Genomic DNA, 11,624 nt, shown 5'->3' with positions numbered 1-11,624 from the left:
GTGACGGCGGACTGCCCCGGCTCGATCGGCGAGCCGGGGCAGTTCCGTGAAGAGGAGAGGGGCAGCGGGGATTAGCCCATCTCCTCCAACGCCTTGCCCTTGGTCTCCTTCACGAACAGCAGCACGAAGGGGATGGAGAGCACGGCGAAGAATGTGTAGATGATGTAGGTGGCCGAGAGGTTCCAGTCCGCCAGGCTCGGGAAGCTCGCGGTGATGGCCCAGTTGGCGATCCACTGCGCGGACGCGGCGACGCCGAGCGCGGCGGCGCGGATCCGGTTCGGGAACATCTCGCCGAGGAAGACCCACACGACGACACCCCACGAGAGGGCGAAGAAGAGCACGAACACATGGGCCGCGATCAGGGCGACGAGGCCCTGGGTGTCGGGCAGTTTGCCGTCGACGAGGTCGGCGGAGAAGGCCCATGCCTCGACGGCGAGGGCGATGGCCATACCGGCGGAGCCGATCAGGGCGAGCGGCTTGCGGCCGACCCGGTCGACCAGGACCATCGCGATCACGGTGCCGATGATGTTCACGATCGACGTGGTGAACGAGTAGAAGAACGAGTCCGTCGGGTCGATGCCGACGGACTGCCAGAGCGTCGAGGAGTAGTAGAACGCGACGTTGATGCCGACCAGTTGCTGGAAGACCGAGAGGCCGATACCGACCCACACGATGGGCAGGAAGGCGAAGCGCCCGCCCAGCAGGTCCTTGAACGTCGACTTGTGCTCCCGGCGCATCGCCCGGTCGATCTCGGCGACCCGGGCGTCCAGGTCGATCTTGGTGCCCTCCACCTCGGCGAGGACCTCCTTCGCCTTGGCGACCTTGCCGACGGAGATGAGGAAGCGGGGCGACTCGGGGATCGCGAAGGACAGCAGCCCGTAGAGCACGGCCGGGACGACCATGACGCCGAGCATCCACTGCCAGGCCTCGATGCCGGCGATCTCACCGCGCTGGTCGCCGTCGGCGATCTGGAGGATGCCGTAGTTCACCAGCTGGGAGATGGCGATACCGATGACGATCGCGGCCTGCTGGAAGGAGGCGAGCCGGCCTCGGTAGGCGGGCGGGGAGACCTCGGCGATGTAGGCGGGGCCGATGACGGAGGCCATACCGATGGCGAAACCGCCGACGATGCGCCAGAAGGCGAGGTCGTAGAGGGCGAACGGAAGGGCCGAGCCGACCGCGCTGATGGTGAAGAGCACGGCGGCGATCTGCATACAGCGGATGCGGCCGATCCGGTCGGCGATACGGCCGGCCGTGGCGGCGCCGATGGCACAGCCGATCAGGGCGATGGCGATGACCTGGGCGAGGGTTCCGGACCCGATGTCGTAGCGGTCGCGGATGGCTTCGACGGCTCCGTTGATGACCGAACTGTCGTAGCCGAAGAGGAATCCGCCCATCGCGGCCGAGGCCGTGATGAAGATGACATGCCCGAGGTGGTCGGGGTGGGCCTCTCGGGCGCCCGATGCCGGTGGTGGCTCAGTGCTGGTCACGTGTACTCCTGGGGCCTCCGGCAGCGCCGGGCGTGGGGGGCGAGCCCTTCCAGTGGCGCACAACTTCATGCGGCCCACCACTTGAAGGTAAAAGCAACGTCGAAGAGACTATTCGTTCAAGTTTCGAAGTCAATACCTCACCGCAAACGGATTCGTGACACAGGAGTGTCGACCTCAGTTCAAGAGTTGAAGAGTTGTCAGCGGAGGCGCTGACTGATGACCTTGGAGACTCCGTCGCCCTGCATGGACACGCCGTACAGCGCGTCCGCGACCTCCATCGTCCGCTTCTGGTGCGTGATCACGATCAGCTGGGACGACTCCTGGAGCTCCTGCATGATGCGGATCAGGCGCTGGAGGTTGGTGTCGTCGAGCGCCGCCTCGACCTCGTCCATCACGTAGAACGGGCTCGGCCGCGCCTTGAAGATCGACACCAGCATCGCCACCGCGGTCAGCGAACGTTCGCCTCCCGACAGCAGGGAGAGCCGCTTGACCTTCTTGCCCGGCGGCCTGGCCTCCACGTCCACACCCGTGGTGAGCATGTTGGCGGGGTCGGTCAGGATCAGCCGTCCCTCGCCCCCGGGGAAGAGGCGCGAGAAGACGCCCTCGAACTCCCGGGCGGTGTCGCGGTATGCCTCGGTGAAGACCTGCTCGACACGCTCGTCCACCTCCTTCACCACCTGAAGAAGGTCGGCCCGCGTCTTCTTCAGGTCTTCGAGCTGCTCCGAGAGGAACTTGTGGCGCTCCTCCAGCGCCGCGAACTCCTCAAGGGCCAGCGGATTCACCTTTCCGAGCTGCTGATACGCCCGTTCGGCCGACTTCAGGCGTTTTTCCTGTTCGGCGCGGACGAAACGTCGCGGCTGGTTGCGCGGGTGCTCCGGATCCTCCGGCAGCTCCTCGCCCTCGGCCGGCAGCGACGGCGGCACGAGCTGGTCCGGCCCGTAGTCCGAGACAAGACCGGCGGGCTCCACGCCGAGCTCTTCGAGCGCCTTCGTCTCCAGCTGCTCGATCCGCATCCGCTTCTCGGCGCCCAGGACCTCGCCCCGGTGGACCGAGTCGGTGAGCTTGTCGAGCTCGCTCTTGAGGTCGCGGCCCTCGCTGCGGGCGGCCGCCAGCTCCCTCTCCCGCTCGGCCTTCGCCGCCTCGGCCGCGACCCGTTCGGCCTCGGCGCGCACCAGCGAGACCTCGACGTGGGCCAGCAACTGACGCGCACCGCTCGCCACCGCGGCGGCGACCTCCGCCTCGTGGCGCAGCCGTGCGCGGCGCTGTTCGGCCCGTGCCCGCGCCTCACGCTCGGCGCGCGCTCCGCGGTCGAGCGCGTCGGCCCGCCCGGCGAGCCCCTTCACCCGCTCCTCGTGCGTACGGACCTGGAGCCGGGCCTCCATCTCGGTCTGCCGCGCGTTGGCGCCGTCCGCGGCCAGCCGGTCCCGTACATGGGTGTCGGGCTCCTCCTCGACCGGGGACTCCTCGGCGACCAGCAGCCGTTCGGCCAGTTCCTCGGCCTCCCCGCGGGCCCGCTCCAGAGCCTCCTGCGCCCGGGCGACGGCCGCGGTCGTCCGCTCGGCCTCGCCCGCGGCGCCGCGCGCCTGCCCCGCGAGCCGGCCCAGCCGGCCCGAGACGGCCGACTTCTCCCGGTCGGCCGCCCGGCGGCGCTCCCCCAACTCCTCGACGAGCCCGGCACACGCGGTGCGCCGCCCGGCCGCCTGTTGCTGGGCAGCCGCCAGCTCCTCGCACCGTACGGCGAGTTCCTCCAGCTCGGCGGCGGCCTGGTCGACGGATGCCTGCACCTCCAGAAGACTCGGCGCACCGGCCGAGCCACCCTGTGCGAAGTGCGCGCCGAGAACATCGCCTTCGGCCGTCACGGCGGTGAGTCCGGGCCGTGCGTGGACCAGGTCCTCGGCGTCCTCCAGCGTGCCGACGACCACGATGCCCCGCAGCAGCGATCGCACGGCGGGCATCAGTTCCTCCGGCCCGCGCACCAGATCGGCGGCGTACACATGACCGTCCGGGTGCCGTTGTCCGGCGGTCTCGGGGCCGCCGGCCAGCAGTATGGCGGCGCGGCCGGCATCCGTCTTGCGCAGCAGCCGCAGGGCTTCCGCGGCGGTCGCCGTGGTGGAGACGGCGATGGCGTCGGCGGCCGCCCCGAGTGCCGCCGCCACCGGTACCTCATGGCCGGGTGCGACCGTGAGCAGCTCAGACGCCGGTCCGAGCAGTCCGCCGAGCCGGTCCTTCGCCGCCAGCAGGGCGCCGGTGCCGTCCTTGCGGCGCAGGCCCAGCGCGAGCGCCTCGCGCCGGGCGGCGACGGCGGCGCGCTTGCGCTCGGCCGCGGTGAGTTCCTCGCGTGCCGAGCTCAGGGCCGCCTCGGCCTCGCCCAGTTCGCGCTTGGCCGCATCGTGCCGCTCGCCCAGCTCCATGTCGTCGGCGTCGAGGGTGTCGACCTCGGCCTGGAGCTGCTCGTACTCCTCCTGGGCGGCGACCGCCCGCTCCTGTGCCTCGTCCCGGGCGGCGGCCAGCCGGTCGATCTCGGCCTGCGCCGAAGCCGCCCTGCTGCGGGCGGCGTTGACCTGGCCGCCCAGCCGGGCCAGTCCTTCGCGGCGATCGGCGATGGCACGTGCCACGTCCTTGAGCCGGCGTTCCTCGACCGCGAGTTCCCGCTCCAGATCGGCGCGGTGCGCGACGGTGTCCTCCAGGGCGCGTTCCGCCGCCTCCAGCGCGGCCTCCAGCTCGGCCTCCTGCTCACGGATCCGGGCGGCCTCGCGCTCCATGTCCTCGGGGTCCCGGCCGCGCCGGTCCTCCGCGGGCTGCGCGGTCGCGCTCTTGACCCGGGCATCGGCCAGCGAGACGGTGCCGCGCACGCGCTCGGCGAGCTGGGAGAGTTCGTACCAGCTCTGCTGGGCCTGCTGGAGCCGCGGTGCGAGCCGCCTCACCTCGTCCTCGAGATCGGCTTCCCGGCCCAGCGCGGCCTTGAGTTCGGCCTCGGCCGCCTCCTTGCGTTCCTTGAGCGCGGCCTCGTCGGCGACCTCGGTGCTCAGCGCCTGCCGGAGCTGTACGAGATCGTCGGCGAGCAGCCGCAGCCGGGCGTCGCGCAGGTCCGCCTGGATGACGGCGGCGCGGCGGGCGACCGCTGCCTGCCGTCCGAGGGGCTTGAGCTGCCGCCTCAGTTCGTCGGTCAGGTCCTGCACACGGGCGAGGTTGGCCTGCATCGCGTCCAGCTTCCGCAGCGCCTTCTCCTTGCGCTTGCGGTGCTTGAGGACGCCGGCGGCCTCCTCGATGAACGCCCGCCGCCCCATGGGGTCGGCGTGCAGGACGGAGTCGAGCTGGCCCTGGCCGACGATGACGTGCATCTCGCGGCCGATGCCGGAGTCGGAGAGCAGCTCCTGGATGTCCAGCAGCCGACAGGTGTCGCCGTTGATCTGGTACTCGCTGCCGCCGTTGCGGAACATGATCCGCGTGATGGTGACCTCGGCGTACTCGATCGGCAGAGCGCCGTCGGAGTTGTCGATCGTGAGGGAGACCTCGGCGCGGCCGAGCGGCGGGCGCCCGGTCGTCCCGGCGAAGATGACGTCCTCCATCTTGCCGCCGCGCAGCGACTTGGCGCCCTGTTCGCCCATGACCCAGGACAGCGCGTCCACGACGTTGGACTTGCCCGAGCCGTTGGGGCCGACGACACAGGTGATGCCCGGCTCGAACCGCAGTGTCGTGGCGGAGGCGAAGGATTTGAACCCGCGCAGGGTCATGGCCTTGAGGTGCACGCAGCCGGACTCTACCTTTCGCCTCGCTCGGACCGCCGGACCCGGCCCGTCCCGGCCTGCCTCCAGGAACAGTTCGCGGGTGCAGTCGGTCTCGCCATCCGGGACGGCGGGCGGCTCACGGTTTCACCCGTGAGGGCGCAGGGCAGATCAGGCGGTAGAAGAAGGACTGTAAAGCGCCGGGGGGAAAGAAAGAAGGGACGCCGAAGCGTCCCTTGCATATCTTGTGCGGTTGATCTACCGGCGTGACCGAGCTCTGTCAGGTGAGCGCGGGCTCCGCCTGGGGTACGTCGATGTCGATGCCGTCAAGCAGCGACTCTCCAGGGTGCTTGGCGACGGCAGCGTTGAGCGCGTCATTCTCGGACTGGATCCGTACAAGCTCGGATTCGAGGTCCTGGACGCGCTGCTGAAGCCGTCGCATCTCGGCGAGGAGTCGCGGGTCGGAGCCGCCGACGTAACCGAGAAGCGCCTTTGCCATGATGGATGGTCCTCCACACTGAGTGACCGACCGGAAGCGGTGTGGGTCGTGAGGGAATCGCACCCGCGGTGCTCGACAGTGCTATTGGTGCTCATGTCGCTGCGGTTCGTACTGCCAAACAGCTAAGGTGCGCGGGGCTTCCAGAGTCTCACCAAAAAGTTTGACGGTCAACACGATCACACCCCGTATCAAGGGCGAGCCCGGGTGCTCACTGCCGCGGAACGCGCGGTGGAGCCTCTTCTCCGGGGCCGAGGGGCGTGGAGATCATCCTTACGGCCGCAGCCTGGCATGACAAGCCCTTCTTGGCAACCACCAGGCTGTTTCTGCCACGGACAGGTGCCGGAGGCGTGCGTTCCGCGACGGCGGGGGCGGGCCGGCGGCGGTCCTTCAGCGGATCGCGAAGCCCTCGTACCCCCCGCGGGGCGTGTCCCAGATCTCAGTGACGCCGTCGACGCGACCGGGTGTGTCGTCGGACCGGAGCCAGTCGAGCAGACGGTGGCAATTCTCACGTGGCCCCTCGGCCACGACCTGCACCCTGCCGTCGTCCAGATTGAGGGCGAAGCCGGTGAGGCCGCCGATCTCCAAAGCGTTTGCCCTGGTGAACCAGCGGAAGCCCACTCCCTGTACTCGGCCGCGTACCCACGCCGTCAGACGTGCAACATCATTCATGGCTGCAAGGTAGCGAATGGATCAGTGCTGCATCACATCCCTATTCGGTGTTATGCCGTACAGTCCGGTCGAAATGAAACTCACCCATTCGGGTGAGCCTCTTTTTGTACTGCCGTCGAGCACAAGGAAGGCCAGCAGATGGGACGTCATCGACGCTCCGCCAAACGTGCGGGCAGGCCCGTACGCACTGGGCTGCTCGGCGTCTCCGCTGCCGTGGCGGTGGGCGCCGTGATCGTCGCGTCCGGCCTGCTGCCGGGTGACGACACCTCCGTCGTGGGCGGCGAGGGCTCGCCCGCCAAGCAGGTGCGCAGCGAGGGATCCGCCCGGCTGCAGACCCAGGGGGACGCGAGCGCCGAACCGACGCCCGAGGCATCGTCGCCGGCCGCGTCGTCCTCATCGTCTTCACCGACCGCGCCCGCCGCGACGCCTCCGCGCGCGAAGGCACCGGCGAAGAGCCCTGCTCAGAAGCCCGCCAAGCCCGTGAAGCCTGCGAAGCGCGCGGAGCCCACCAAGCCGGCGAAGCCGAAGGCCGAGCGGTCGACGAAGGCTCCGGCCCCGAAGCCGGCGAAGCCCGCTCCCGAGAAGAGCAAGAAGGAGAAGAAGGAGAGCGCCCCGACCCGTACGGAGTCGCGCTCCCCTGACCGCGCTCCCGACCGGCAGAAGCCCGTCTCGTCCTCCTCCGAGGCGGCGGCCGAGGCCGAGGTGCTCAACCTGGTGAACGAGGAGCGGTCCAAGGTCGGCTGCAGCCCGGTCCGGACCGACGCCCCGCTCGCCAAGCTCGCCGGCACCTTCAGCAAGGACATGGCCGACCGCGGGTTCTTCGGCCACACCGACCCCGACGGCGACTCCCCCTGGGCCCGCGCCGCACAGTCCGGCGTGAACCGCCTCGGCGCCGAGAACATCGCCCGCGGCCAGGCCGACGCCTCCGCGGTCATGAACTCGTGGATGAACAGCGAAGGCCACCGAGCAAACATTCTCAACTGCGACTACAAGACCCTCGGCGTCGGTGTGCACATGGCCGACGGCGGCCCGTGGTGGACGCAGGACTTCGGCTTCTAGCAGTCGCGCCGGGACCCGCCGGGGGCTGGGGCGTGTCTCGCGGGCAGGCGGGACTTCTGAAATAGCGCCCTAGAGCTTCCCGGGCAGCGATGTGCGCACGATGCGCGGCGGCCGCTGGCAGCGCGGGCAGAAGTAGCTGGAACGGTTCATCCAGGGGCGTCGCCGCATCAGGGTGCCGCAGCGACGGCAGGGCTCGCCCTCACGGCCGTAGGCGTCCAACGAGCGGTCGAAATAGCCTGATTCGCCGTTCACGTTCACATACAGGCTGTCGAAGCTGGTGCCTCCGACGGCCAGGGCCGCGTTCATCACGTCCCGCACATGGCCCAGCAGTTCGGCCGAGCGGGCGCGGGGCAGGCCGGTCGTGGGGCGCTCGTAGTGGAGCTTCGCCCGCCACAGGGCCTCGTCGGCGTAGATGTTGCCGACCCCGCTGATCAGCGACTGGTCCAGCAGCGCCCTCTTGATCGTGGTACGCCGCAGCCGCAGCGCGGTGTGGAAACCACCGTCGTCGAAGGCCGGGTCCAGCGGATCGCGGGCGATGTGCGCGATGACGTCGGGCAGTCCGTCCGGGGTGTTGTCGTGGAGCGAGAGTCCGCCGAAGGTGCGCTGGTCGACGAAGCGGAGCTCGGTGCCCAGGGCGTCGTCGAAACGGATCCGGATCCGCAGATGCTTCTCGTCGGCGGCGTCCTCCGGCTGCACCAGGAGCTGTCCGCTCATCCCGAGGTGCCCGAGGACCGAGCTGTCGGTGTCCGCGAGCGGCAGCCACAGGTACTTTCCCCGCCTGCGCGCTATCCCGACGCTGTGTCCCTTGAGCCTGGCCGCGAAGTCCCCGGCGCCGGCGAGATGGCGGCGCACGGCGCGCGGGTGCAGAACCTGCACCTCGGCGATCGTCCGTCCGCTGACCCAGCGCTGCAGTCCGCGACGTACGACCTCGACCTCGGGCAGCTCGGGCACGGGGCTCCTTCCGGGGAGGCTCGGAGTGACGCCCGCAGCGTACCTCTCCGTCACCTGCGGAAAAACGCCGAGGCCCCTGCGCTCCGGGAGGGAACGAGGGGCCCCGACGAGGTCGGAAGGAATGCAGCGCCATGGTCCGGGCCGGGGCCCGGACAGAAGGCTCCGAGGACTAGGCCGTGGCCCGGTCCGCCGGTTCCGAGGACGAAGAGGTGTCGGCGGCCTCTCCGTCGGAGGCGTCGGCAGCGGTGACCGCCTTCTCCTCCGAGCTCGCTGCCGCAGCAGCGAGTTTGTCGGCCTCGGCCTTCTCCGCCTCGGCCTTCTCGGCCTTGGCGGCGGCGATACGGTCGTCCGCGGCGGCACGGATCTCCCGCCATGCGGACTCCGCCGCCTGCTGCTCCGCTTCCTTCTTGCTGCGGCCGGTGCCGGTGCCGTACGAGACACCACCGACGCGGGCGGCAGCAGTGAAGGTCTTCTCGTGGTCCGGGCCCGTCTCCGTGACGAGATATTCCGGAACACCGAGTCCCTCGGCCGCGGTGAGCTCCTGAAGACTGGTCTTCCAGTCCAGGCCCGCACCGAGGTTCGAGGATTTTTCGATCAGCGGGTCGAAGAGCCGGTGCACCAGCTCGGACGCCGCTTCGAGACCCTGATCGAGATAGACGGCGCCGATCACCGCTTCAAGGGTGTCGGCGAGGATGGATGCCTTGTCCCGTCCGCCCGTGCCTTCTTCACCCCGGCCGAGCCGGATGAAGAGACCCAGTTCCAGACCGCGACCGACTTCCGCCAGCGCACGCGAATTGACCACCGCGGCCCGCAGTTTGGCCAGTTGGCCTTCCGGCAGGTCGGGGTGGGTGCGGTAGAGCGTGTCGGTGACCACCAGACCGAGCACCGAGTCCCCGAGGAACTCGAGCCGTTCGTTGGTGGGCAGGCCGCCGTTCTCGTACGCGTACGACCGGTGGGTCAGTGCTCGCACCAGAAGGGCGGACTCGAGGTGATACCCGAGCCGCCCTTCCAGAAGCGTGTGGGACGAGGCTGCGTTGGCTGTGTTTACTGCGTCTGCCTGCTTCTTGGCATGGGACAGTTCAGACATCGGGCCTCTCACCAGCCGCTCAGACCTCGAGGACCTGGCGCTTGTTGTAGGTGCCGCAGCTCGGGCACGCGATGTGCTGCTGCTTCGGCTCCTGGCAACGCTCACACGAAACCAGGGTGGGGACCGCAGCCTTCCACTGCGACCGGCGGTGGCGCGTGTTGCTGCGCGACATCTTCCGCTTCGGAACAGCCACGGCTACTTCTCCTGCTTCTCGTCGACGCCCGCTTCGGCGCCGCCCATGTTGTCCTTCTCGCCGTCCTTGATGGTTTCGGCGAGTCCCTGCAGTGCCGCCCAACGGATGTCGGCGGCGTCGTGGTGGTGACCGGGGTTCTCGTCCAGCCTGATCCCGCATTCGGAACACAGGCCGGCACAGGTCTCCCGGCACACCGGCTGCATCGGCAGTGCGAGCACCACCGCATCACGCAGCACGGGCTCGAGGTCGAACAGGCCGTCCTCGAGGAAGAGCGTGTCCTCGTCCTCGGCGTCGTCGACGGGCTCCGCAGTGCGAGTGCGGCTCCGGTCATCGGCGTCGGGGTACGAGAACATCTCCTGGAAGTCCGCAGCGACCTCTTGGTGCAGCGGCTCCAGACACCTTACGCACTCCCCCTCGGCGGTCGCACGGGCGGTGCCGGTGACAAGCACACCTTCCATGACCGACTCGAGACGGAGGTCGAGCTTCACCGGCGCGTCTTCCGGTACGCCGATGACTCCTTCGATACCGAAGGTCGCCGGCGGACCGGGCGCCTCCACCGAGCGGGAGAGCCGCTGGAGCGCGCCGGGACGCCGGCCCAGCTCGTGCGTGTCGAACACGAGGGGGTTGCGGTGGTCGAGGCGGGCGTTCAGGGGTCTTCCTGCTTTCGAATCGTGGGGAGTGGGCCGGCCCGTGCTCCGAGGGAGCGGGCAGCCTGGATCGCGGATCTACGCGCGACCGAAGAACCAGGTTACCGGACGGGCCGCCGTAGACCCAATCCGGTACTCGTCGTCAGCCGCTCCGCCGGGGTCAGTGCCCCTGCTCGTACCGGCGCAGCTGTTCGAGGTCGATCATGCTGGTGTCGAAGAGGCTGGTCTCGTCGAGGGCGGCGGCCTGCTGCTGGGGCTGGTGCTGGACCGGCTGCTGGTAGGCGTACGGGTCCTGCTGTCCGTACTGCGGGTCGTAGCCCTGCTGCTGGTATCCGGCGTAGGGGTCCTGCTGGTACGCGGCGTACTGCTGGTGCTGGTCGCCGTAGCCCGCGGCGGCGTAGGGGTCCTGCTGGGCCGGGATCGCGGGCTGGGCCTCGGCCATCGGCTGGTACTGCGGCTGCTGGGGTACAGGGGCCTGCTGCGGCACGGGAGTCTGCTGGGGCTCCGAGATCTCGGCCAGTCCGGCCAGATAGTCGGCGTCACTGGAGCGGGTCTGGGCGCCCGCGGCGTCCTGGGCGGCCATGTGCTCGCCGAGCGCGTCGCTGGTGGTGCGGCCGTGGAGCTTCAGCCGGCCGCGGCCGACGGCCTCCAGGGTCTTGGACAGGACCGCCTCGAAGGCGCCGAGCTTGGCGTCCACGTACTCGTCGGCGCGGCCGATCAGGGTCTGCGGGTCCGAGCTGTACTCGGGGGCGTCCTCGTCGGCGTACCCCTGCGCGTCCAGGCCGGGCCCGCGGCCGAGCAGCTTCTCGCGGCCGCGGTCCACCGAGCCGATGGTCTTGGTGAGGACGACCTCGAAGTTGGCGAGCTTGGAGTCGACGTAGTCGTCGGCCTCCGCACGGATCTCCTCGGCCTCCCGGCGGGCCTCGGAGAGAATGCGGTCCGCCTCGTCCTGGGACTGGCGGGCGACATGGGTGTCCGAGACGAGCGAGCCACGTTCCGCGTGGGCGCTCTCGATGATCCGCTCCGCCTCCTGGCGGGCCTGGGCGACCAGCTGCTCACGGCCGCCGATCAGCTCCTGGGCCTGCGCGAGCGAGCCGGGCAGTGCCTCACGGACCTCTTCGAGCATGGCGAGCAGCTCGGCGCGGTTGACCACGCAGGAGGCCGACATGGGCATGGACCGGGCTGAGCCCACCGCCTCGACGATCTCGTCGAGCTTCTTCTGCACGTCCACCGTGGTTCGCCACTCTCTGCCTGATATGAGACGGACGGGACGACTGTACGGCCCCCGACCGCCCGCCGGACAC

General features: G+C 69.7%; 10 protein-coding genes. 1 reads left to right on the top strand and 9 read right to left on the bottom strand.

The window, feature by feature from the left end; all coding sequences use genetic code 11:
- Positions 1-71: 71 nt before the first annotated feature.
- The 4 genes from ACFWU3_RS12095 to ACFWU3_RS12080 all read right to left on the bottom strand — a co-directional run bounded on the left by ACFWU3_RS12095 (position 72) and on the right by ACFWU3_RS12080 (position 6,383).
- Positions 72-1,490, bottom strand: a complete 1,419-nt coding sequence (locus ACFWU3_RS12095) for a sugar porter family MFS transporter (RefSeq protein ID WP_384434923.1) — start codon at positions 1,488-1,490, stop codon at positions 72-74.
- A 197-nt stretch (positions 1,491-1,687) separates the two neighbouring features.
- Positions 1,688-5,239 carry a chromosome segregation protein SMC gene (gene smc, locus ACFWU3_RS12090; protein ID WP_384434920.1) on the bottom strand — a complete coding sequence of 1,184 codons (3,552 nt, stop codon included), beginning with the start codon at positions 5,237-5,239 and terminating at the stop codon, positions 1,688-1,690.
- Between the two features lie 256 nt (positions 5,240-5,495).
- A complete protein-coding gene (locus ACFWU3_RS12085) occupies positions 5,496-5,714 on the bottom strand; it encodes a hypothetical protein (protein WP_313943858.1) in 219 nt (72 codons plus the stop codon).
- 387 nt (positions 5,715-6,101) lie between these two features.
- Complete coding sequence (locus tag ACFWU3_RS12080) at positions 6,102-6,383, bottom strand: acylphosphatase (RefSeq protein WP_313943859.1); 282 nt, start codon at positions 6,381-6,383, stop codon at positions 6,102-6,104.
- A 138-nt stretch (positions 6,384-6,521) separates the two neighbouring features.
- On the opposite strand from ACFWU3_RS12080, the gene ACFWU3_RS12075 reads away from it, so the two are divergent.
- Positions 6,522-7,442 (top strand): CAP domain-containing protein, encoded by a 921-nt coding sequence (locus tag ACFWU3_RS12075; protein ID WP_384434916.1) that lies wholly within the window; start codon positions 6,522-6,524, stop codon positions 7,440-7,442.
- Between the two features lie 69 nt (positions 7,443-7,511).
- Here the strand turns inward: ACFWU3_RS12075 and mutM are convergent, their stop codons facing one another.
- The 5 genes from mutM to ACFWU3_RS12050 form a co-directional block, all read right to left on the bottom strand.
- Positions 7,512-8,393 carry a bifunctional DNA-formamidopyrimidine glycosylase/DNA-(apurinic or apyrimidinic site) lyase gene (mutM, locus tag ACFWU3_RS12070; protein ID WP_384434913.1) on the bottom strand — a complete coding sequence of 294 codons (882 nt, stop codon included), beginning with the start codon at positions 8,391-8,393 and terminating at the stop codon, positions 7,512-7,514.
- A gap of 169 nt (positions 8,394-8,562) precedes the next feature.
- Positions 8,563-9,480: a ribonuclease III gene (rnc, locus tag ACFWU3_RS12065; RefSeq protein ID WP_384434910.1), complete on the bottom strand. Its 918-nt coding sequence runs from the start codon at positions 9,478-9,480 to the stop codon at positions 8,563-8,565.
- Between the two features lie 19 nt (positions 9,481-9,499).
- Positions 9,500-9,673, bottom strand: a complete 174-nt coding sequence (gene rpmF / locus ACFWU3_RS12060) for a 50S ribosomal protein L32 (RefSeq protein ID WP_026165248.1) — start codon at positions 9,671-9,673, stop codon at positions 9,500-9,502.
- A gap of 2 nt (positions 9,674-9,675) precedes the next feature.
- A complete protein-coding gene (locus ACFWU3_RS12055) occupies positions 9,676-10,290 on the bottom strand; it encodes a DUF177 domain-containing protein (RefSeq protein WP_327679791.1) in 615 nt (204 codons plus the stop codon).
- A 190-nt stretch (positions 10,291-10,480) separates the two neighbouring features.
- Positions 10,481-11,551: a DivIVA domain-containing protein gene (locus tag ACFWU3_RS12050; RefSeq protein WP_384434906.1), complete on the bottom strand. Its 1,071-nt coding sequence runs from the start codon at positions 11,549-11,551 to the stop codon at positions 10,481-10,483.
- Positions 11,552-11,624 lie beyond the last annotated feature (73 nt).

Source organism: Streptomyces sp. NPDC058685 (assembly GCF_042714725.1).
In the GTDB taxonomy this organism is placed as follows: Bacteria; Actinomycetota; Actinomycetes; order Streptomycetales; family Streptomycetaceae; genus Streptomyces.
This window is presented reverse-complemented; position numbering and strand designations above follow the sequence as displayed.